General features: G+C 44.8%; 20 protein-coding genes and 1 tRNA gene. 2 read left to right on the top strand and 19 right to left on the bottom strand.

Annotated elements, in window-relative coordinates; translation table 11 throughout:
* Positions 1-29: 29 nt before the first annotated feature.
* The 6 genes from HMPREF0373_RS01765 to HMPREF0373_RS01790 form a co-directional block, all read right to left on the bottom strand.
* The gene (locus HMPREF0373_RS01765) at positions 30-971 is read right to left on the bottom strand and encodes a transketolase family protein (protein ID WP_021737838.1); all 942 of its coding nucleotides are present in this window, start codon (positions 969-971) and stop codon (positions 30-32) included.
* Positions 959-1795 carry a transketolase gene (locus tag HMPREF0373_RS01770; protein WP_021737839.1) on the bottom strand — a complete coding sequence of 279 codons (837 nt, stop codon included), beginning with the start codon at positions 1793-1795 and terminating at the stop codon, positions 959-961. The genes HMPREF0373_RS01765 and HMPREF0373_RS01770 overlap by 13 nt, the downstream gene beginning before the upstream one ends.
* A 95-nt stretch (positions 1796-1890) precedes the next feature.
* Positions 1891-2487: a recombination mediator RecR gene (gene recR / locus HMPREF0373_RS01775; protein ID WP_021737840.1), complete on the bottom strand. Its 597-nt coding sequence runs from the start codon at positions 2485-2487 to the stop codon at positions 1891-1893.
* A complete protein-coding gene (locus HMPREF0373_RS01780) occupies positions 2487-2837 on the bottom strand; it encodes a YbaB/EbfC family nucleoid-associated protein (protein WP_021737841.1) in 351 nt (116 codons plus the stop codon). Before HMPREF0373_RS01780 ends, recR begins: the two co-directional genes overlap by 1 nt.
* Positions 2838-2872: 35 nt before the next feature.
* On the bottom strand, positions 2873-4450 hold the full coding sequence (dnaX, locus tag HMPREF0373_RS01785; protein WP_021737842.1) for a DNA polymerase III subunit gamma/tau: 1578 nt from the start codon (positions 4448-4450) through the stop codon (positions 2873-2875).
* A gap of 169 nt (positions 4451-4619) precedes the next feature.
* Positions 4620-5693 carry a 6-phosphofructokinase gene (locus HMPREF0373_RS01790; protein ID WP_021737843.1) on the bottom strand — a complete coding sequence of 358 codons (1074 nt, stop codon included), beginning with the start codon at positions 5691-5693 and terminating at the stop codon, positions 4620-4622.
* A gap of 252 nt (positions 5694-5945) precedes the next feature.
* On the opposite strand from HMPREF0373_RS01790, the gene HMPREF0373_RS01795 reads away from it, so the two are divergent.
* Positions 5946-6033 (top strand) — tRNA-Ser (locus tag HMPREF0373_RS01795).
* A 51-nt stretch (positions 6034-6084) separates the two neighbouring features.
* Here the strand turns inward: HMPREF0373_RS01795 and HMPREF0373_RS01800 are convergent.
* The 13 genes from HMPREF0373_RS01800 to pdxR form a co-directional block, all read right to left on the bottom strand.
* Entirely contained in the window at positions 6085-6729 is a 645-nt protein-coding gene (locus HMPREF0373_RS01800) for a helix-turn-helix domain-containing protein (RefSeq protein ID WP_021737844.1), read from the bottom strand.
* Positions 6695-7393: a DUF3990 domain-containing protein gene (locus HMPREF0373_RS01805; RefSeq protein WP_044962571.1), complete on the bottom strand. Its 699-nt coding sequence runs from the start codon at positions 7391-7393 to the stop codon at positions 6695-6697. Before HMPREF0373_RS01805 ends, HMPREF0373_RS01800 begins: the two co-directional genes overlap by 35 nt.
* Positions 7394-7713: 320 nt before the next feature.
* Positions 7714-8718: a helix-turn-helix domain-containing protein gene (locus HMPREF0373_RS15865; protein WP_021737846.1), complete on the bottom strand. Its 1005-nt coding sequence runs from the start codon at positions 8716-8718 to the stop codon at positions 7714-7716.
* Positions 8719-9125: 407 nt separating this feature from the next.
* Positions 9126-9869: an ATP-dependent sacrificial sulfur transferase LarE gene (gene larE / locus HMPREF0373_RS01815; protein ID WP_021737847.1), complete on the bottom strand. Its 744-nt coding sequence runs from the start codon at positions 9867-9869 to the stop codon at positions 9126-9128.
* A gap of 120 nt (positions 9870-9989) precedes the next feature.
* The gene (rpoN, locus tag HMPREF0373_RS01820; RefSeq protein ID WP_021737848.1) at positions 9990-11366 is read right to left on the bottom strand and encodes an RNA polymerase factor sigma-54; all 1377 of its coding nucleotides are present in this window, start codon (positions 11364-11366) and stop codon (positions 9990-9992) included.
* 159 nt (positions 11367-11525) lie between these two features.
* Positions 11526-12449, bottom strand: coding sequence for a nickel pincer cofactor biosynthesis protein LarC (gene larC / locus HMPREF0373_RS01825; protein WP_021737849.1), 924 nt, complete (start codon positions 12447-12449; stop codon positions 11526-11528).
* Positions 12450-12471: 22 nt separating this feature from the next.
* Positions 12472-12777 (bottom strand): metal-sensing transcriptional repressor, encoded by a 306-nt coding sequence (locus HMPREF0373_RS01830; RefSeq protein ID WP_242831174.1) that lies wholly within the window; start codon positions 12775-12777, stop codon positions 12472-12474.
* Between the two features lie 139 nt (positions 12778-12916).
* Positions 12917-13666, bottom strand: coding sequence for a nickel pincer cofactor biosynthesis protein LarB (gene larB / locus HMPREF0373_RS01835; RefSeq protein ID WP_021737851.1), 750 nt, complete (start codon positions 13664-13666; stop codon positions 12917-12919).
* Between the two features lie 446 nt (positions 13667-14112).
* The gene (locus HMPREF0373_RS01840) at positions 14113-14958 is read right to left on the bottom strand and encodes an ABC transporter permease (protein ID WP_021737854.1); all 846 of its coding nucleotides are present in this window, start codon (positions 14956-14958) and stop codon (positions 14113-14115) included.
* A gap of 2 nt (positions 14959-14960) precedes the next feature.
* Positions 14961-16016, bottom strand: coding sequence for an ABC transporter permease (locus HMPREF0373_RS01845; protein WP_021737855.1), 1056 nt, complete (start codon positions 16014-16016; stop codon positions 14961-14963).
* Positions 16016-17893, bottom strand: a complete 1878-nt coding sequence (locus HMPREF0373_RS01850; protein WP_167618597.1) for a dipeptide ABC transporter ATP-binding protein — start codon at positions 17891-17893, stop codon at positions 16016-16018. Before HMPREF0373_RS01850 ends, HMPREF0373_RS01845 begins: the two co-directional genes overlap by 1 nt.
* Before the next feature lie 11 nt (positions 17894-17904).
* Entirely contained in the window at positions 17905-19491 is a 1587-nt protein-coding gene (locus tag HMPREF0373_RS01855) for an ABC transporter substrate-binding protein (RefSeq protein WP_081695174.1), read from the bottom strand.
* A 368-nt stretch (positions 19492-19859) separates the two neighbouring features.
* Entirely contained in the window at positions 19860-21329 is a 1470-nt protein-coding gene (gene pdxR, locus HMPREF0373_RS01865) for a MocR-like pyridoxine biosynthesis transcription factor PdxR (RefSeq protein WP_021737859.1), read from the bottom strand.
* A gap of 105 nt (positions 21330-21434) precedes the next feature.
* Here pdxR and HMPREF0373_RS01870 point away from each other — a divergent pair, with 105 nt between their 5' ends.
* Entirely contained in the window at positions 21435-22046 is a 612-nt protein-coding gene (locus HMPREF0373_RS01870) for a LysE/ArgO family amino acid transporter (protein WP_044962572.1), read from the top strand.
* Positions 22047-22185 lie beyond the last annotated feature (139 nt).

Consider the following 22185-nt stretch of genomic DNA (forward strand, 5'->3'; position numbering starts at 1 on the left):
TTTCAGCCAACAACAAGACAAACAAGAATTTAAGACAGGAAGCCTTTTACTTTTTTGTAAATGCTCTCTGCATCCAGTTCGTATTTTTTGATCAGATCTGCACCAGGACCAGACTCACCAAAGCGGTCATATACACCGATTTTCATTACTTTTGTCGGTGCTTTCTCGCTCAATGCATCACATACAGCGCTTCCAAGTCCACCGATAACGGAATGTTCCTCTACGGTTACGACTTTTCCTGTTTTCTGCGCGGATGCAATAACCAGATCCTCATCCAGCGGTTTGATTGTATGGATATTGATCACTTCTGCGTCGATACCGTCTGCTGCCAGCAGTTTTGCTGCTTCTACTGCCTCATTTACACACAGACCGGTTGCGATGATTGTCACATCCTTACCCTCTTTTAATACAACACCCTTACCAAGTTCAAATTTGTAAGTTGCTTCGTCGTTGATCACCGGAACAGCCAGGCGGCCAAATCTTAAGTAAACCGGGCCTTCATACTCGTAAGCGGCACGAACAGCTGCTTTTGCTTCTACATCGTCACATGGGTTAATCACTACCATACCCGGGATCATACGCATCAGAGCGATGTCCTCGTTGCACTGATGCGTTGCACCGTCCTCACCTACGGAAATACCTGCGTGAGTTGCACCGATTTTTACATTTAAGTGTGGATATCCGATGGAGTTACGAACCTGCTCAAATGCACGTCCTGCTGCAAACATTGCGAAAGAACTCATAAACGGAACTTTTCCACAGGTAGCAAGACCTGCTGCGATGCCTGCCATGTTGCCCTCAGCGATACCACAATCAATGTGACGCTCCGGGAATGCTTTCTTGAAAATGGCTGTCTTTGTTGCACCTGCAAGGTCAGCATCCAGAACTACCAGATTCTCATGCTCTTTTCCGAGCTCTACTAATGTATTGCCGTAACTGTCTCTTGTTGCGATTTTCTTTACTTCTGACATAATGCTTCACCTGCTTTCTTTAATTCTTCCATAGCAATGGCAAATTCTTCATCGTTTGGAGCTTTTCCATGCCATCCGGCCTGATTCTCCATGTAAGATACACCTTTACCTTTGATTGTTTTTGCGATAATAGCTGTCGGCATACCTTTTGTCTCACGTGCCTCTTTTAATGCTGCTGCGATCTCATCAAAATCATTTCCGTTAATGTTGATCACATGGAAGTTAAATGCCTCAAATTTCTTGTCAATAGGATAAGGAGAGCATACATCTGCGATATTTCCATCAATCTGAAGCCCATTGTTATCTACAAATAACACAAGGTTATCCAGCTTGCGTGCTCCGGCAAACATAGCTGCCTCCCAGATCTGTCCCTCCTGGATCTCGCCGTCACCAGCCAGTGAATATACACGGTAATCTTTACCGTCCATTTTTGCAGCCAGTGCCATACCAACGGCTGCGGAAAATCCCTGTCCAAGAGAACCACTGGACATGTCAATACCAGGAATATGTTTCATGTCAGGATGTCCCTGAAGCATGGAGCCGATGTGGCGCAGTCCTTCCAGCTCTTCTACCGGAAAATATCCTTTCTGTGCAAGTGTCGCATACAGACCCGGTGCTACATGTCCTTTGGAAAGAACAAATCTGTCTCTGTTCGGATCTTTTGGATTTTTCGGATCTACGTTCATCTCTACAAAATACAGATAAGTAAAAATCTCTGCTGCGGATAAAGATCCACCCGGATGACCGGATTTTGCGCTGTGTACGCCGGTAATGATTCCTTTGCGCACTTCTACAGCAATTTTTTCAAGTTCTAACTTTGTCATAATGTGCTCCCTTTCTTATTTTGTCCCGACGGATCAGTTTTCTTATATTCTCAGTCTTGTTTCCTGTTATAAAAACAGATACCCATTTTTGCTGACTATAATTCTACACGTCCTTCCAGGGCTCTTAATAATGTAACTTCATCAATATATTCCAGATCACCGCCCACCGGCACACCGCTGGCAATTCGCGATACTTTAATTCCGGTCGGTTTGATCAGTTTGCTGATATACATGGCAGTCGTCTCTCCTTCCAGACTGGAGTTTGTGGCAATGATCACTTCTTTCACATCGCCCTGCAGACGCTGCATCAGTTCTTTCAGGCGGATATCCTCCGGTCCGATTCCAAGCATCGGGGAAATTGCGCCATGCAATACATGATACACACCATCATACTGTCCTGTCTTTTCATAAGCTGCCAGATCCCGGGGAGTTTCTACCACCATAATCGTGGAATGATCCCGTCCGCTGTTGCTGCAGATTGGACACTCCTCTGCATCTGTCAGCGTGTAGCAGGTCTTGCAGTAACGGATATTTCTTCTGGCATCCAGAATCGTGTCCGCCAGACGTTCCACCCGCTCTTCCGGCATATTCAAAATATGAAACGCCAGACGCTGTGCGGATTTGCTGCCGATTCCCGGCAGAGAAGACAGTTCTTCAATCAATTTGCTGATCTGTTTACTGTAATAATCCATTAGAACGGAAAGCCTCCGCCCATTCCCATGCCGCCTGTAATCTTGGACATGGACTGCTGAGAAATCTCCTCCATTTTGCGCAGTGCTTCGTTTGTAGCAGCTACGATCAGATCTTCCAGCATTTCAATATCATCCGGATCAACTACTTCTTCTGCCAGTTTTACTTTCACTACTTCTTTTTTACCGGATACAGTCACTTCTACTGCTCCGCCGCCTGCGCTGGCAGATACTTCTTTTTCTTCCAGCTCTTTGGTTGCTTCTTCCATCTGACGCTGCATCTTCTGCGCCTGCTTCATCAGATTATTCATGTTTCCCGGCATTCCCCCCGGAAATCCACCTCTTTTTGCCATGTTGCATCCTCCTGTTATCGCAATTTTATTCGCGGTTATTCGTCTTCCACTTCAATATCCATGTGGACGATCTGTTCCAGATCGATATAATTCTCTTCGAATGGGCGCCCCGAATCATTTGACTGCATGACTACTTCAATCTCTTTACCGATCCGGTTCGAAATCCGCTCTGTGATTTCTGTCCTGCGACGCTCCTCCGACACATAAGTATATGCCAAATCGTCGTCAAACACCAGCATTAATTTATTTTCTCCGCCAAGACTTAAATGAGCACCCCTTAAATACGTAGCAGTCACACCCGGAAGTTCACGCACAATAGAACTCCAGCTTTTTACTACCTGACGGATGTCATCCGGGATTGCCTTCGGCATCTGCACCGGTTCTTTTATTTTCTTCGGTGCCGCCGGCTGATGCCCTCCTGCGGATACGGAATCCGGTGCTGCAGCGACAACCATTACACCTTCTTCGACCTTTTTCTCCAACTGCGCCACACGGTCTGTCAGAGCATCCGGGGTTGTCTCCATGGACGGACGGCACAGTTTGATCAGTGCGATCTCTATAAGCACACGCTTCTGCGGTGCATATTTGAGCTGTCCGGACAGATCAGAAAAAATGCGGATATAACGCATGATCACATCAGCTTCGATCATGTCTGCCTCTTCTTTTAATAATGCCAGATTTTCACTGGACATGTCCAGTACATCTTCCATCTCATCCGAACTTTTGACCAGGAGAAGGTTGCGCAGGTACCATACAAAGTCTGTCACAAACTGTCCCAATTCCCGTCCCTGCACGATCAGATCCTCCAGAAGCTCGATGGCTGCCACGATATCATTTGCCAGAATAGAACGCAACAGACGGCTGAACACTTCTGTATCCACTGCACCAAGCACTTCCAGCACATGATCGTATGTCAGCGGTTCGCCCAGATAAAATGCGATACACTGATCCAACAGACTCAGGGCATCTCGCATGGAACCGTCTCCGGCTTTCGCCACATAACGGACTGCTTTTTCCTCTGCTTCTACGCCTTCCTGCTCCAGAAGATCCATCAGACGGGCTGAGATCGTCTCGATCGATATCCTGCGAAAATCATATTTCTGACAGCGGGACAAGATTGTAATCGGAATTTTATGGGATTCTGTGGTTGCTAAAATAAAAATAACATAGGATGGCGGTTCTTCCAACGTCTTCAGCAGTGCGTTAAAAGCTCCGATTGAAAGCATATGAACCTCATCGATAATGTATACTTTATACTTCCCCTGCGTCGGTGAATATGAAACTTCTTCCCGGATCTGCCGGATATTTTCCACACCATTATTGGAAGCCGCATCAATCTCAATAACATTCATGGAAGAACCTGCTGCAATAGCCTTGCAGGACTGACACTCCCCACATGGGCTTCCGTCCACCGGATGCTCACAGTTTACAGCTTTCGCAAAAATCTTTGCCACCGTAGTTTTTCCGGTTCCACGGGTGCCGCAAAACAGATAAGCATGTCCGATGCGGTCTGCCTTGATCTGATTTTTCAATGTTGTAACAATATGATCCTGCCCTTTTACATCCTCAAATTCGGACGGACGGTATTTTCGATATAAAGCCGTATAAGACATAGCGGCTCCTTTCTATGCTAACTCTTCAGAGCCAAGCAGATTTCAATCAAAAGTATGAATCATGCTTGCATGAATGAATACTTTTGATTGTAAATCTATTTGGCGAGAAGCCACATCGAGATGAAGCAAAGCGTAATCGAGATGGCTCTGAAGAGTATTATTTCTTTTTTTAATCTCCGAAACAGATACCTACGATTTTTGCTTCTTTGATCAGCTGGCAATCCGGCTGTACCATCTTCAACTTGCCAGCCACCTCACCCAGAGGTACTTTCTTGGTCTGACCATTAATCATACCAACCATATAACCGTAATCCTCATCCAGAATCAGTTTTGCCGCATGTGCGCCAAGCTGTGTACAAAGTACACGGTCATAGGCACATGGACTTCCACCACGCTGCATATGTCCCGGAACAGTAACACGCACTTCATTTCCGGTGCGCTCCTGGATCTGTGCAGCCACTTCATAGGAAACGGACGGATATTTTGTTTCTTTTTTCTTTGCTTTCAGCTCTTTCTTGGAAAGCTGTGCATCCTCTTTGGAAATCGCGCCTTCTGCAACTGCCAGAATGGTAAATCCTTTTCCATCTTTGCTTCGTTTGTTGATTGCCTCCACTACTTTATCGATATCATATGGGATCTCCGGGATCAGAATGATATCAGCACCGCCTGCCACACCGGCATGAAGCGGAAGCCAGCCAACTTTGTGTCCCATGATTTCAACGATAAATACACGGTTGTGAGAAGCTGCTGTAGTATGGATGCAGTCAATAACTCCTGTCGCAATGTCCAGTGCGCTCTCGAAACCAAAGGTAATATCTGTACCATAAATATCATTGTCGATTGTCTTCGGCAAATGAATGATATTCAGCCCTTCCTCCCGAAGCAGATTTGCTGTTTTCTGTGTGCCATTTCCACCAAGGATCACCAGACAGTCAAGATTCAGTTTATGATAGGTATGCTTCATTGCAGCCACTTTATCCAACCCGTTCTCATCAGGTACACGCATATATTTAAACGGCTGACGGGATGTTCCGAGTATTGTTCCGCCTTTTGTCAGAATTCCGGAAAAATCTTTGGATGTGAGCAGACGATAATTTCCATAAATCAATCCTTTGTATCCATCATAAAAACCATAAATCTCCAGTTCATCCAGATTGGCATTTAATCCTTTTACTACTCCGCGCATTGCTGCATTTAAAGCCTGGCAGTCTCCGCCACTTGTCAGCATTCCGATTCTTTTCATCTTTTCCGCTCCTCTCTCAATTCACAGATCATCTGTTTTCCCAGACATGACATCTTTCTTTGCACATCTCTATTATAAAGTATTATAAAACAATCTACGAAAAAAACACATTGTCTGTTCTGAATTTTATCAAAATAGCTACGGGATTACAAGACTAATTGCCCTGTCTGAAAAATTTACGAACCTTTTACAAAGTCTTTTCGGGGATTGACGAACCTTTGAAAAATGTTTATACTAATTAAGTCTTATTTTGGAGAAGTACTCAAGTGGCTGAAGAGTCTGGCTTCGAACACCAGTAGGTCGGTAACACGGCGCGAGGGTTCAAATCCCTCCTTCTCCGCTGAAAAAGGGAATGCAAAAACGATTTTCGTTGTGCATTCCCTTTTTTATTTCAGTCAAACAGATCTTCCACACCACACCCCAGAACCCGAGACAAATTTACAAGCGTCTGCGCTTCTGCCTTTCGGATATCCTGCTTCCTCTGTTCATACAACTGCACCATGCGCAGAGATGTGCCTGATTTTTCGGCAAGCTCTTTCTGCGTCATACCGCAATTTTTCCTCATTCTCTGCAGGTTACTGATCTGAGCTGATTTTTCTTTCGCGATAATCTCATCTGCTACCGTAACAAATTTTGACAAGTCTGCCTCATGTAAGGTCGGATACATGGACAATATGCGTTGAATCGTCAGTCCATACTGCTGCAAATAGGAAAAACGATGTGCCCGATACCACTGATAATAGGCAAGGCTCCAGCCTGCCCAGTATTCCGGTGATTTATCAATTTCTTCGGAAGGCATCTGCGTCGGTCGGTGATCTTCCGTGCGATAGATTACTTCGATTGCAAGTTCCGGACCGGACAAGCCTGCCACGTATTTCGGGTTTCCCTGCTCAAACTGTTTTGCAACTCCGGAAGTCAAAAATTGCTCATAAAAACGCTCCGGATCATAATGAAGATCTACAAGTCCATAATCAAACATGTTTCCAAGGTTATTCATAGCATCATTCAGATAAGTTTCCGGATAAGCGTGCATCATCGTTTTTCCACTCCTCTCGTAGAATATCAATCAGATAAATCGCATCTGTAGCTCTCTTTTTGCTCCGTTCTGAACAAAACGCTTCCCTTGCGCCCTGATCGCGGTTCATCTTCTTCGGATAATAAGTCTCTTTTTCCGCATAAATAGCTTCCTGAAAAGTAAGATGGTGAAATGCCTTTTTACTTTTTAATACAATCTGTTCCCCTAATTTTCCAAGATACATTGCCTTTTCCAGCTGGGCAAGTGATAATGTATTATTCAAAAAAGCATTAGCAAATGCAAAATAGGAATCATCTGCTCGATAACCAATGATAATATCTTTGTCTTCGTATTCCGGCAAAAAAGTATCTAACATGTATTCTTTTCCTTCTGCTGCCAGATCATTCGATATTTTAAAAACACGGTTTTGCAACAACAATGATAACCAATTTAAAATATGATACCTGTGATCTGACAGATCCAATATAGTAAGTCCGCCAAGATCTAATTGATAACAATTGGCATATCCACTGTTTTCTTCTGTGCATGCCCATTCTTTTGCAAGATCCACATTTTCTGTACAGTAAAAACCCAGACCATAATCATTCCGCACATTTCCCGCTCCATAAACAGGCTGCTGTATTAATTTTTGTGATCCATGATAAATCGTAAGTTTTCCGCCCATACACGCACTCCTTTTTTCTGTCCAAAAACCATATTCAAGTCGAACGCACGTGAGACTTGGTGCGTGATTCTGGTCAGCGAAAGCTGACATATTCTTTTCAGAATCACCGCACTCTACACTTCGTTTCGGTCGGCGCAAAACCATTGTCTCCCAGACAATGTGCGCCCTCGCGGAGCGTTTATCTCAGTCGGAGATTGTACTCCCACTGAGAAAGACTTGTTATTACTCACCACTTGCAGAAGTGGGAGTCTTCTCGACTGAGATAAATAACATTTTTCATAATAATTATATCGTTACAACGATACCTCTGTCAATAGATGTTATTTTCTCACATCCCGGATCATACTCGCTGCGACCATCACCGCACCGATGATCAGAACCACCAGTCCGATATTTTGTCCACCGAAATCCATCCAGTTATGAAAGTTTACACTTGGTCTAACAACTCTATTGTAAGCAACACTGATCAGCGTGTTAGCAAAAAACATCCATACACCACAAAGTGCAACTGTAATACTGGTTTTCATCAAGCGACTACATCTGATGTATCGGAACACCACAAAAATTCCCCATGCAAGTATTGAAAAAACGGTCATAACCCACAAGTTCTGAGCAATAATGACACCTGTCACGCCTTTCACATAAAACAAGCAGCCGAAAAATACCATCAAATAGCTTAACACTGTATCAAGTGCCATACAGATCAGACCTTTGTGGCGCAATATCGGCCAGTCATAATGCCAGCTGCATAAAATAATCGGCAAAAATATACCCAGCAGACCAAAGCTGACGCCAAGCAGTGACATGATCAGCCAGTTACCGCCTAACACAATCCGGCAAACACACAGCATATAAATGATCGATCCATAAAAACACCAGAAACACTTTTCTGCGCGTCTTGTTTTGGTCATCACCGGTACATTGATAAAAGAAAATACCATAGCAAGCCCACCGACTACGATAAAGAACCAGGAGAGGCGGTGCTCCGTCACAAGATTCCCGATAAAGCACGGGATCAAAACTGCCAGATAACAAAGATACGTCACCCATGTATAGCCTTTTAATATCCGCAGATATCCACGGGACTGCTCCTCAATCTCACGCTGATGCATATCATCACTGGCGGTCAGAAGCTCATGCTCTGACACATGTAAGATTTCACACAAACTGGTAACCAGCGTCATATCCGGATAGGACAGACCCCGTTCCCATTTGCTGACGGCTGATTCTGATACAAATAACTGTGTTGCCAACTCTTTCTGTGAGAGTCCGGCGGCTTTTCGTTTTTCTTTTATATATCTTCCGAAATTTTCTCTTTTTTCCATTTCAGATTTGACTCCTTTCGATATCCCGCAAAGATGCTTTTCCCATTACCCACCTCTTAGCGCTCTATGCACCGGAAACGAGGGGATGTACAGTGATTCTGAGAAGAATATGTCACCTTTCGCTGACCAGAATCACGCACCAAATCTCACGTGCGTTCAACTTGAATCTGCCTTTAAAACATTCTTTGCTGATTTTTATTTCAGTTCTGTCCTGCAGGAACAACTACGACATTTCTGTCTGTGCTCCCAGTTATAACAGCAAAGCCCATCCCCGTCAATCTTTTCATGCAAAAAAAGGACTCGACCATTGGTCAAGTCCAGTGTTTCTGCGGGTTTGTGCCACTTCATAGTTTTTTTTCAAATCCAAATGTATTTTCCATTATAAAATACACATCTCAAAAAATGTGCTATCTTGTCTTCATATCCAGACAGACCGTTCCAAAAAGTGGTTCTAAAACAGCCAGAATTTCTTCTCTTTTTTCAAAAACTAATGGCAGCTGCTCCGGTTTTACCTGAAGCTTTGCATAACCTTCCGGATGCCGGACTCTGAAATCAGAAAATCCCATATCCATCAAAGCACTTTCTGCCTGTTCCACCTTCTCCAACTGCTCTGCTGTGATCCGCGTTCCTGTCGGAATGCGGGTAGCCAGACAGGCATATGCCGGTTTCCGTGCAGTAAATAATCCCAGCTGTTCCGATACATCACGCAGCGCCGGCTTTGTAATTCCGCAAATCCGGAGCGGAGATAATACCTTCATCTCCTGCAATGCCTTCATACCAGGTCTGTCATCTGCATCATCAGAAGCATTTGTTCCATCTGCCAGGCAGGTAAATCCAAGCTCCAGTGCTTTCTTTTGAATCTCAGAAAAAATCACTTTTTTGCAATAATAGCAGCGATTTGCCGGATTCTGTACGACAGCCTCCTGACTTAGCACATCCCGCTCCAGAATAGTCAGCGGAATCGCATATTCTTTGCAAAAACGAATTGCATCTTCTTTTTCAAATGTCGGCTGAAATGCGGTAGACACATAAATAGCCGTCATTTCTTTCGCATATTTTTTTGCCATATAGCATAAATAGGCCGAATCGGTTCCTCCGGAAAATGCAATAGCAATCTTAGGATACTTGATAAAAAAATCTTTTAATGTCATATAAATCCCTCTTTCACAAGCAACGCAACGCGAATACTAGTACATCGTTTCGTAAATAACTGTACTGGATATTTTTGATGAAACTGACAACTCACACTGAAAGCTTTCTGCCAAAGCTGATTAAAACTCTTTTCGGCCGCTCTTATCCGGGATTCCCATCTCGGTACGATATTTATTGACTGTACGGCGGGACAATTTGATGCCCTTTGCGATCAGCAGATCACTGATCGCCTGATCGCTATATGGTTTTTTCTTGTTCTCACTGTCTACAATCTCCCGGATCATTGTTTTCATCTGCTCCGGTGTCTTATCCTCCGCTCCATCGGTATTGCTGCTTTTTACTGCAACAGAAGTCAGGAAGTAGTTCAAAGGAAAGACTCCCCAGGAACATTGCAGATATTTTCCGCGCATGGCACGACTGATCGTAGATTCATGAAGATCCAGCTCTTCCGCCAGATCCACCAGCCGCATTGGACGCTTATGCCCCGGTCCTTCCAGGAAAAATTCATGCTGTCTTTCCACCAGAAGATGCATAACTCTTGATAATGTAGAGGAACGCTGTGAAATACAATTAGACACCCACTGCGCCTGCTGCACTTTTTCCTGCAGGTACTTTTTCGCCTCCGCATCCGTAGTACTCTGCATCATTTCCTGATAATAATTGCTGATGGAAAATCCCGGATATTGATACTCATTAATCAGAATCTCGAACTGATTTTCCAATTTTACAACCACCGCATCCGGACTAATGTACCGTAGCTGCTCCCTGTCACTGAAAGAACTTCCCGGCTTCGGATTCAGGCTACGAATCTCTTCACAGGCCTGCTGCACTTCTTCCAGGGAAACCTGCAGTTTCTTTGCAATGTTTGGTAAATGGTTTTTCGCGACTTCTTCCATGTAATGTTCAATGATCTCTACGGTCACGTCAGAATAATTCTTTTTCCTCTGAATCTGAAGCAACAAACATTCCTGAAGATTTCTGGCACCTACGCCCGCCGGATCCAGTTCCTGAATATCCTGCAGCAATTCTTCAACCTTCTCTTCCGAAACATTAAAATGATCTGCAACCTGCGCAAGTTCCCCGGAAAAATAACCACGGGAATCCAGCGAACAGATCAGATATTCCATGATCACACGCTCCAGTTCGGTATAATCTGCCAGCAGAATCTGTGCATGCAGATATTCCTCCAGATTTTCCTCGGACTGTCTGCTGTCATGCCAGTTTGCTTCCATATTTTCCGCATCGCGCTCCTGCTGATAATATACACGATTCTGCAAGTCTGTAGACTCCAGCCAGTCCAGCTTCCGCTGAAGATCTTCCTGCTGCATATCCGCTTTTGACTGACTGGAATCTGCCAGCTCGATCACCGGATTCTCCAGTGCCAGCTTTTCGATATAGCCTTCCAGTTCCTGCGCGCTCATTTGAAGAATCTCCATGGACTGAACCATATGCTGTGATAAAACCTGTTTCTGGCTGAGCTCCATCTTAAGTTCCATTGCAAATCCTCTCTTCTCTTATGTCGTAATAATATTTGTATCCTTCCCCGCAGGGTATTTTTAATGACCTTATTTTACAATATTTTATAAACAACCGCAATGTTACTGATTTCGAAAAACACGCATTCTTACTCATTCTAAAAAATCAAGTGAAAACAATTATTTCTGATATCCAAGAAATGCTCTTACACAGCTTAACTGTGCAAAATCTTTTGTTCCGAAGCCGTAACCGATCTCTTCTATTTCCATATGCATTTCTTTTGTATAAGTCTCTACAAAATATTTCAGGATAGCTGCCCCCGTCGGTGTCAGTAATTCTCCGTCAAAACTGCTGCAGTATACCGGCATCCCCTTAATAATCTCGGCTGTGGCCGGCGCCGGAACAGGAAGGATGCCATGCGCACAGCGAACAGTGCCGTTTCCGACACAGACCGGAGAAGCCTGCACTTCATCTACGCCAAGCAGTTCAAGGGCAAGGCAGCTTCCAACCACGTCGATCAGAGCATCCACGGAACCCACTTCATGAAAATGGATCTGCTCCATATCAGTTTGATGAACTTTACTCTCTGCTGCTGCAATGTTACGGTAAATTTCCTCAGCATCTTTCTTTACGGTATCGCTCATATCCAGCTTTGAAATCTGCTCCAAAATAGCAGCAACACTTGTATGGGAATGATGACCATGTGCATGGCTATGCGCATGGTCATGATCGTGTGTATGTCCTTCCTCATGAGAATGAATATGCATTTCTTCATGAGTATGTACATGTTCTTCAGCATATTCATGCTCATGATGATGTTCGTGGTCGTGAATATGACCGTGTTCTTCTTCATGATGATTATGCTCATGGTGGTGATGTGCTTCTGTTCCTTCTTCGGTACCATTGATCTCCACCTTCATATGAATCCCACCGATTCCCTGTTTGCATATTTCCTGTGGAATCACACACACTTCTTCGCTGATCGCATTTAATTTTTCCAGAAATAATACTTTCTGTTCTTCTGTGAGCAAACTGTATAATGCACCCATCAGCATATCTCCGGCAGCGCCTGTCTTACATTCCAGATATAATATTTTCTTCACACTAATCTCCTCCGCACTTATTTTACTTTATAAACTTCTGTATTGCATCTCCAAACTCTTTGATCTTGTCTAAATCATCGTCCTCAACAGCTTCTACGATACAGTGATTCAGATGATCCATCAGAATCACTTTTCCTGCATTATTAATGGCAGAGCGAACCGCTGCCAGCTGTATCAAAATTTCTGCACAGTCTTCTTCCCGGTCTACCATCCGCTTTACTGCTTCGAGATGGCCAATAGCTCTTGCCAGACGATTGGAAACTGCTTTAGAATTCGGATGGTGATGTCCATGTCCCTCTGTGTGGTCATGCGTGCCTCCATTTTCCAAAATTTGTGCATGATCATTTTCCTCTGTATGTGAATGTCCATGTGCCAGCCCCAATTCATGTGCCAGTCTGTGCGCCTGTTCTGCCACATCGGCACTCTGCTGTTTTTCCACCATTGACTTTTTTGCCTTTGCCATGTTCCTACCTCTTCATAATTTTGTTTGCCAGACATGCTGCGCCATATCCATTATCAATATTTACTACACCGATTCCGTTCGCACAGCTGTTCAGCATGGAAAGTAATGCTGCCAGGCCACCAAAACTTGCACCATAACCAACACTGGTCGGCACTGCAATCACCGGCACTTCCACCAGACCGCCAACAACACTTGCCAGCGCACCTTCCATACCGGCAATTACAATGATCACATCTGCACTCCGGATCTGATCGATCTTACCAAACAGGCGATGAATTCCTGCCACACCCACATCGTATACACGGTCTACTTTATCCCCGAAAAACTCAGCTGTCAATGCAGCTTCCTCTGCCACCGGAATATCTGAGGTTCCAGCTGTCACAACTGCGATCGTCCCTTTTTCCTCCTTTGGCACCGGTATCTTTCCTACCATAATGATTTTGGAAAGTTTTTCATATACTGCTTCCGGTGCAACTTCTTTTACCGCTTCATAAGCTTCCTCTGATGCCCGGGTCACAAGGATCCTTGCATTCTCATGCATCATATGTGTAACGATACCTGCAATCTGCTCCGGTGTCTTACTCTGACCAAAAATAACTTCCGCTTCACCGGTCCGCAGGTTCCTGTGCTGATCAATATTGGCATATCCAATGTCTTCATACGGCAAATGCTTCAAAGATTCTAATGCAGTATCCACATCCATGCTGTTGTCCGAAACTTTTTTTAATATATCTGATAAATATGTTACGTCCATTTTTTTCCTCCAACATCTGTATGATCAGGAATGTTCCGGCATTCTTGCTCCCAGATACGCCTCATGCAATGCATGACATATTCTCCAGCGCATCTCTGCAAGTCTAAATTTCGCAACTCCATAAATCCTGCAAAACATTTTTATGCCGATCATATTTTTCTTATTTTAACAGGATTTATGTGATTTTTCATCTATATTTGTTTCACTTTTTAGATAAATACATTTTTTGCTGCAAATAAAGAGCATCCACTCATGCATTTTTACAATATTTAGAATGTGACAAAAAGAGGACCGCTATTTTGGCATCTGTTCTTATACAAAATGCACAAATAGCAATCCTCTTTGATATGTCTGACCATCTGGCACAGCCGTTCCACATTGTAACGTTTTGCTCCTTATTCATTGCAAGATTTCTATCATTCTTTTCCCATCGCAGATGGAAGGTGTTATAATTTTGCTTCCTGATGGCTGACTCTCACCTGAAGCCAGTGCCCCAGACTGGTAATACACATCAATACGACCACCAGAAAAATTCCCGGAATCAGAACGATCCACCAGGCTCTCGACATCAGTGCTTTTTCTGCCAGAGACAGCATACTGCCCCAGGAAATCACATCCAGCGGCAATCCAATGCCCAGGAAACTCAGCGTCGACTCCGCCACGATCGCGGAGCGGACATTCATTACCACCATAAACATAATTGATGACACAAAATTCGGTGCCAGATGTTTCCATAAAATATGCCAGAAACTTCCTCCCATGCATTTTGCTGCAATCACATATTCACTGCTGCGCAGCTGCCGGACTTCAGTACGGATAATTTTTGCAATTCCAAACCAGCTTGTCAGTCCGATGACAATGGATATCGAGCCGATTGTTGCCTTTCCCATAATGGCCTGCAGGAAAATAATCAGCAGCAGATTCGGGATGCTTAAAATAATCTCCGTAAAACGCATTAGCAACGTATCCACTTTTTCTCCGGCAATTCCACTGATCGCACCATAAACAATGGCAATCACGGTAGAAAGCGCCGTTGATGCCACACCGATCAGCAGAGAGACCCGTCCGCCGTGCCAAATGCAGGAAAAAATATCTCTTCCCAGCGTATCTGTTCCAAACCAGAATTCTGCGTTCGGTGCCTTGGTATAATTCATCAGGTCCAGATAGGATGGATCTTTTTTGCAGATAACATCTGCAAAAACGCAGCCCAGCACGATGACCAGCAATATAATGCACGAAGCAACCGGCATCTTTTTCTTTCCACAGGCTGTATCTCTCTTTCTCTTCATCATAATTATCCCCGTTCACTTCGTACTCTCGGATCAATCCGCTCATTCATGATCTGTCCGACCATGTTGCAAAAGATCACCACTGCACCTGTCAGCAGGCACAGAACCATCAGCATATTGTAATCGCCGTAACGGGCGCTTTCGTAAGACAGCGTTCCGATGCCCGGATAGGAAAATACCGTCTCTACGATATAGGTGCCTCCCAGAATATGCGGAACAGAGATCGCCATCAGACTGATATAAGTCGGCATAATATTGCGCAGGCAGTGGCGGCGCATAATCTGTCCCCGGGACATGCCCTTTGCCTTACAAAGCAGCACATAATCCCGTCTGGTTTCCTCCAGAAGCCGGTTTCGGATCATGTAGGCGTAGTACCAAAGATGCTCCAGTATCACCACCGCCATCGGCATGATCAGATGGCGGATACGGTCTGCCAGATTCGCTTCCTGCCCGATGCTGTAAGCACCACTGCTTGGAAGGATTCTCCAGATCACACTGAAAAGCAAGATAAAAACCAGCGACAGCCAGAATTCCGGGATGCAGCTGGACAAAGTACCAACCTTGCACATCACACGATCAAATACACTGTTTTCTTTTGCTGCGCAGAGAAGTCCAAGAAGCAATGCCCCTGCAAATGTAATGACAAATCCAATTCCGCCAAGGATCACCGTATTTCCGATTCTCCCCCGGATCACCTGCGTGACCGGCTGCCGGTATTTGTAGGAAACACCAAAATCACCCTGCAACGCATTCTGCACCCACCGAAAATACTGCGTCGGAACCGGATCATTCAATCCCAGTTTTTCCCGGGTCGCTTCTTTTTCCTCCACACTCATCTTCTCCACACGCTCTCCATAATAAGATTGCAGCGGATCGGTCGGAGTCAGACGCGAAATCGTAAAAACAAGCACAGAAAGCACCAGCAGACTGCATAAAAATACCACTATTTTTTTCCCAATATAAAAAAACTGCTCTCTGTACTTCATAATTCCTCCATAATCACGCGACCCGTATCTGCTTATTTGTCCGCCGGCTGACCGGCATTCACTTGCATATTTCATTATCCGTTCTCTCTCTGCTCCTCCGACCCGCCATAGCGTTTTCTGCTGCCAGGCAGCATCGGCACAGCCTTCAGCAGTTTTTTCGTATAAGGATGCGTCGGATGATAAAAAATGTCTTCTGTGGTCCCGACTTCCACCAGTTGTCCATGATTCATGACCCCCACCCGATCGCACAGGAATTCTACCATTGCCAGATCATGTGCGATAAATAAAATCGTAAATCCGTGTTCCTCCCGTAAATGGCGGAACAGATTCACGATCTGCGCCTGAATGGACACATCCAGAGCCGCGACCGGTTCATCCGCCACCAGCAGTTTGGGTTCCATGGACAGCGCTCTTGCAATCGCCACACGCTGCCGCTGACCTCCCGACAACTGCGCCGGATACTTATCCAGATACATGGATTCCATCCCCACATAACGAAGCTGAAATTCTGCTTCCTTACGTGTGCTCTCCCGCTCCGTTTTCCTGTGGCTGATCCGCAGCGGTTCTGCAATGATGTCAGCCACTTTCATACGCGGATTTAAACTCGATGCAGAATCCTGAAAAATAATCTGCCGCTGCGTCTGCAGCATTTTTCGATGTGACCGGAATTCTTTCTTATCACAGATATTGATCCCGTCAAAAAGGATTTCCCCTCCCGATGGCTGATAAATATTCATCAGACACCTTGCTACCGTAGATTTTCCGGAACCGGATTCTCCCACCAGACCGAAGATCTCACCTTTTTTCATAGTAAATGACACATCATCCACTGCTTTGACGGGATGATTGCTGCCATGAGCAAACACATGCGTCAGATGTCTGACCTCCACCAGCGTTTCCTCTGATACACAAAAATCAGGGGAAACCTGCCATTTTGTTTCCCCGTTCTCCTGATTTCGTATGATTGTCTCCTGCCCGCGAAACCTCGGATCCAGTAACCATGTCGCAGCAAAATGTGTATCACTGACCGGAAACATTGGTGGCTGCTCTTCAAAATCAATCGGCAATGCATACGGATTCCGTGCCGCAAAGGCATCCCCCCGGGGTGGATTGATCAGAACCGGCGGCATGCCTGGTATCGTCTTCAGGCTGCATTTCCCCCGGGCCATGGACGGATGCGCCTGCAGCAATCCTCTGGTATACGGATGCCTCGGATCTGAAAAAATCTCATCTTTTGTTCCAATTTCCACAATTTTACCTGCATACATGATCGCAACCCGGTCTGCAATATCTGCCACCACACCCAGATTATGCGACACAAAAATCATAGCCATATGCAACTGTTTCTGAATCTCTTTCAGCAGTTGCAAAATCTGTGCCTGAATTGTCACATCCAGTGCTGTCGTCGGTTCATCTGCGATCAGAATCTTCGGATCCGCAGCCAGTGCAACCGCCAGCACACTCCGCTGTCTCATTCCACCGGAAAACTGGTGTGGAAACCACTTACATCGCTCCTGTACATGATCGATTCCCACCAGTTCCAGCAGTTCTGTCACTCTGCGCCCGATTTCTTCCCGGCTCAGTGTCCGGTTATGCATGCGGATAGCCTCAGCGATCTGCCTGCCGATACGGACCGTCGGATCCAGTGCACTCATCGGATCCTGAAATACCATAGAAAACATGCTTCCCCGCAGTTTCTGCATTTTCTTCTCCGGATATGCCGCAATGTCTTCCCCGTTGACGGCAATACTCCCATTCTCAATCCATCCATTTTTTGGAAGCAGTTTCATGATACTTTTGCACAGTACACTTTTCCCACAACCGGATTCTCCGACAATTGCCAGAACTTCTCCGCTTTTCAGGGAAAAACTGACGTCCCTGACTGCTTCCATTTTTCCTTCTTCTGCCGCAAAACTCACTGACAGATGTTCTATATTCAAAAGTTCTGACATTGCCATCTCTCCTACTCTATCGTCCAGTCACAGACATTCCAGAAAATGCCCACACCGTGGTGTCCAAGTACCGTATCACTGCTGATTCCTTTGATATGATCATTCACCACATACATGGCATCAATATAGCAGAAAAACGTATATGCCGGTGTCTTCGCCAGTTCATTCTGAAACTGTGCATAATATTCCGCCCGCTCTGACGGGTCATCTGTCTCCCGCGCTTTTGTCAGATATTCATCCACCAGCGGATTGGAATAACCGGAATAATTGGCTCCTTTGTCTGTTCCAAATACCTTATATGTATGGTCATCCGCATCAAACGGTGATCCCCAGCCAATGATGCAGCATTCCTGACCGCCCCAGTCAATGCCTTCTGCCGGAACATTTGCTTTTACATCCAGTCCCACTGCCTGTAGCTGCTGTGCCGCGATCTGTGCCATATCGATACGCACCTGATCAGTCGAGGAAGCATTGATGGTAAAACCAATGCGTTCTCCATCTCTACACCAGTAACCGTCCGCATCTTTCGTGCAGCCTGCCGCCTCAAACACCCGGGCTGCTTTCTCCGGATCATACTCATAATCTTCCACATCTTCATAATTGTAAATATTGCGCTGCAGCGGACCGTATGCTACTTCCCCATGCCCCAGCAGTACTACGTCTACAATCGCCTGCCGGTCGATCGCATAATTAATACCCGGAATCAGATCCGCATTTTTCTGCCAGTATTCATTTGCAAAATTATACAGAATACCGCGATAATCCGATGTCTTCATATCATATACCGTATAAGTATCACTATTTGCAAAATTCTGTGCGTCTTTCGGCGTCACCTGTGACAGATTCAGTTCTCCGGACTGGAGCTGCAATGCTTTTGCATTATCATCCGACACAATCTTGAATACAATGTTTTCGATTTTTGCAGGACCTGCAAAATAGTCGTCATTTCTTGTTAAAACAATCGCCTGACCATCATCCCAGTGATCCAGTTTATATGGTCCTGTGCCGACCGGTGCACGGAAAAAATCCGACTCCTGCATATCTTCGCCTTTCAGAAGATGTTTCGGAAGAATCGGCATGGTCATATAATCCAGAAATGCCACATTCGGTGCTTTCAACCGAAACGCAATGGTGTAATCGTCAATTACTGTAATTTCTTCCACATCTTCATAATTCGGTGCATTTTCCGATTCATTCTCCGGATCCATAATGGCTTCAATCGTGAACTTTACATCTTCTGCGGTAAACGGTTCGCCGTCATGCCACTTTACATTTTCTTCCAGATGAAACGTATAAGTATAAGTCTCTTCATCACAGTCCCAGCTTTTTGCCAGACGCGGAATCACCTGGTTGTTCCCGTCATGATCGGTCAGCCCGTCAAAGATCAGTGCATTGATTTCTCCATGCTCATCCATGGCCGGATTGATACGGACATAATCATTCGATCCATACACAATCGTGTTGTCCGTATTCCATTCTGTCTGTGCCGCTTCCGCATTCCCGGACACGCTCTTATCCGTGTTTCCTGCTGTTCCACAAGCTGCCAGTCCCATGATCATGGCTGTCGCCAGCAGAAGACTCAATAGTTTCTTTTTCATAGCTTTCCTCCTGATATGTCTCATGTATGCCCGAAATTCATCGTTATCGCAAGATTCCAAGGTACATTTTTTCTATTTTCACCCACAACACGCACGGCTTATCTCCGTGCCATTTTACCAAAATGATTTTAGCAAAACAGACAGACGGTCACAAGCCACCTAGGGGGTTAAAAACCGGAGGTTTTTGCTGCGTTACGGTGAACACATTTCATCATTTTGCCTGTTGGCAGTATAGTATATACATTTTTTTTACAATATTTGCATTTTTTTAAGCAGATATTCGTTACTCCAAGTCGAACACACGTGAAACTTGGTGCGTGATTCTCATCAGCGAAAGCTGACATATTCTTCTCAGAATCACCGCACATCTACACTCCATGTCGTACAACTTGCGCTAATGTTTCTGCTGCCAGCGCAAATTCCTCCGGAGTAACATAAGAAAAAGAAAGCCGGAGTGAATTTGTTTTCTCAAATCCATAAATGTCTCCGGGATTCAATAAGATCCGATGCTTTAAAGCTTCCTGAAAAATCATTTCCACGGAAAGTTCTTTCTTAAAAGTCAGCCAGATATAAAATCCTCCTTTTGGTATACGCCAGGTGGCAAGATCTGAAAAATGCTCCTGCAATGCTTTCAATGCACAGTTTCTCCGGTGCAGTAAAATTGCTTTCAGTTCCTGTAAATATTCCCCGTAAAGCCCACTGTTTAAAAATTCTGCAAAAATCCATTGTGAAATTGAACTTGCACCATAATCCATCTGCATTTTCACATCCCCCAGCCGTTGCACAATTGGTTCAGGTGCAACGATCCAGCCAATCCGAAGCCCGGGAGCCAGTGTTTTGGAAGCTGTACCAAGGTAGATGACCATTCCCGACTGATCCAGTTCCTTTAACGTCTTTGGCTGCTCCTGCGCATAACAAAGTTCCAGATATGCTCCATCTTCTATGATCGGAAGCTGACAGGAAACACAGTAATCGATCAATTCCTGCCGCCTTCCCTCCTCCATCGTAATACCGGTTGGATTCTGATTTGTTGGTATCGTATACAAAATACTGGAGTGATGTCCGCTCTGCAGGGACGTTTTATTTTGTAATTTCCAATACTGAATCCCGTATTCATCCATCGGAACCCCGGAAAGGCGCATACCTGCCGACTGAAATACCTGCAGAGACTTCATATAACTTGGTGCTTCTGTATATACCGTAGATCCTGTTTTTAAGAGCGCTACCGATATCAACTGTAATGCCTGTAACGCTCCTGATGTAACTAAAATATTGGAAGGTGACGTATGTATGCCACAGCTCGCCAGGTGCCGTGCCAAAGCTTCCTGCAGTTCCGGCAAGCCCAACGGACCGAGATATCCAAGCGACTGGATCTGTGGTGTCAGATTTTTCAGTACCTGATTCCACTTATCCTTTGGAAAAATACGCGGATCTAATTCCCCGGTTCCCAGTCGGATAATATTTTCCTCAAATTCCATCCGGTTGATTGTTTGGATGGTTTGGTTGTTCTCCATAAAACTGCCGGAAGTAACATATTTTTCCCATTTCTGAAATTCCGGAAGCATCAGTCCCCAGGTATTATTAATTACCAGCGTTCCGGCACCATGTCCGCTCCGGATAATTCCAAACGCTGTCAACTCGTCCAAAGCACTTGTTATCGTACTCCTGTTTACATCAAACTGCTCTGCCAGTGCGCGCTGAGACGGCAAGCGTGTCCCCACCGGCCAGTCACCGCTGAATATTTTCTGATAAATATAATCTACGATCTGTTGATACAAAGGAACCGGATTATTTTTATCCGGCTTCCAGTTTATCTGAACAGGTGTTGCCTTTTTCATTGCAAAAATCCCCCTTGGTTGGTATCATTCAGCTTAGTTTGGTTGGTTACATACATCATAAAATCTTCTATCATGATAGTATCATATCAAATGGAGGAAAGGTATATGAATATTTTTTTACAGGGGCTAACTATGGGACTGGCCTATGTGGCCCCCATAGGAATGCAGAACTTATTTGTCATTAATTCTGCATTGACAAACAAACGAAAGCGCGCACTGCTGACAGCACTGATCGTCATCTTTTTTGACATCACATTGTCACTTGCATGCTTTTTTGGAATCGGAACGATCATGCAGAAGTTTAAATGGCTGCAGATGGTTATTTTATGTGTGGGAAGTCTGATCGTTATTTATATCGGTATCAGCCTGCTGCGTGCAAAGACACAGGATCTGGAAAAGGATCAGCCTACCATGTCCATCAAAAAAACCATCTCATCCGCCTGTGTCGTAACCTGGTTTAATCCACAGGCGATCATCGACGGCACTATGATGCTTGGCGCTTTCCATGTAACATTAGCAGCCGGACAGGAGATACCATTTATCACAGGTGTTGCATGTGCATCCTTTTCCTGGTTCATCGGTCTTACATTTTTGATTTCACTGATTAGCAGTAAATTTAATGCAAAAGTTATGCGATGGATCAATATCGTGTGTGGCGTGATCATTATCGGATACGGAATAAAATTATTTGTGTCCTTTGTACAGATGTTGCTTTAATTAAATAAAGAAAAAGTGGTATTTTTCCTCGGCAAGCGATTGTTAGCTGCAGAGGTAAAATACCACTTTTTCGTCTTAAATATTAAATTTCAAGCCACAAGGCAAACTTTACTTAGCTGCCAGAGCTTTTTTGATCTCC

Source organism: Eubacterium ramulus ATCC 29099, assembly GCF_000469345.1.
Classification (GTDB): domain Bacteria; phylum Bacillota; class Clostridia; order Lachnospirales; family Lachnospiraceae; genus Eubacterium_I; species Eubacterium_I ramulus.

What these genes read in the sequence shown, in the direction of transcription:
- HMPREF0373_RS01850 (WP_167618597.1), bottom strand. Translation starts at nt 17,893, where the DNA reads ATGTCAGAACTTTTGAATATAGAACATCTGTCAGTGAGTTTTGCGGCA.
- HMPREF0373_RS15865 (WP_021737846.1), bottom strand. Translation starts at nt 8,718, where the DNA reads ATGGAAAAAAGAGAAAATTTCGGAAGATATATAAAAGAAAAACGAAAA.
- HMPREF0373_RS01800 (WP_021737844.1), bottom strand. Translation starts at nt 6,729, where the DNA reads ATGATGCACGCTTATCCGGAAACTTATCTGAATGATGCTATGAATAAC.
- pdxR (WP_021737859.1), bottom strand. Translation starts at nt 21,329, where the DNA reads ATGAAAAAGGCAACACCTGTTCAGATAAACTGGAAGCCGGATAAAAAT.
- rpoN (WP_021737848.1), bottom strand. Translation starts at nt 11,366, where the DNA reads ATGGAACTTAAGATGGAGCTCAGCCAGAAACAGGTTTTATCACAGCAT.
- HMPREF0373_RS01770 (WP_021737839.1), bottom strand. Translation starts at nt 1,795, where the DNA reads ATGACAAAGTTAGAACTTGAAAAAATTGCTGTAGAAGTGCGCAAAGGA.
- HMPREF0373_RS01845 (WP_021737855.1), bottom strand. Translation starts at nt 16,016, where the DNA reads ATGAAATATGCAAGTGAATGCCGGTCAGCCGGCGGACAAATAAGCAGA.
- larB (WP_021737851.1), bottom strand. Translation starts at nt 13,666, where the DNA reads ATGGACGTAACATATTTATCAGATATATTAAAAAAAGTTTCGGACAAC.
- larE (WP_021737847.1), bottom strand. Translation starts at nt 9,869, where the DNA reads ATGACATTAAAAGATTTTTTTATCAAGTATCCTAAGATTGCTATTGCA.
- HMPREF0373_RS01765 (WP_021737838.1), bottom strand. Translation starts at nt 971, where the DNA reads ATGTCAGAAGTAAAGAAAATCGCAACAAGAGACAGTTACGGCAATACA.
- HMPREF0373_RS01870 (WP_044962572.1), top strand. Translation starts at nt 21,435, where the DNA reads ATGAATATTTTTTTACAGGGGCTAACTATGGGACTGGCCTATGTGGCC.
- HMPREF0373_RS01790 (WP_021737843.1), bottom strand. Translation starts at nt 5,693, where the DNA reads ATGAAAAGAATCGGAATGCTGACAAGTGGCGGAGACTGCCAGGCTTTA.
- HMPREF0373_RS01840 (WP_021737854.1), bottom strand. Translation starts at nt 14,958, where the DNA reads ATGATGAAGAGAAAGAGAGATACAGCCTGTGGAAAGAAAAAGATGCCG.
- dnaX (WP_021737842.1), bottom strand. Translation starts at nt 4,450, where the DNA reads ATGTCTTATACGGCTTTATATCGAAAATACCGTCCGTCCGAATTTGAG.
- HMPREF0373_RS01855 (WP_081695174.1), bottom strand. Translation starts at nt 19,491, where the DNA reads ATGAAAAAGAAACTATTGAGTCTTCTGCTGGCGACAGCCATGATCATG.
- HMPREF0373_RS01780 (WP_021737841.1), bottom strand. Translation starts at nt 2,837, where the DNA reads ATGGCAAAAAGAGGTGGATTTCCGGGGGGAATGCCGGGAAACATGAAT.
- HMPREF0373_RS01805 (WP_044962571.1), bottom strand. Translation starts at nt 7,393, where the DNA reads ATGGGCGGAAAACTTACGATTTATCATGGATCACAAAAATTAATACAG.
- recR (WP_021737840.1), bottom strand. Translation starts at nt 2,487, where the DNA reads ATGGATTATTACAGTAAACAGATCAGCAAATTGATTGAAGAACTGTCT.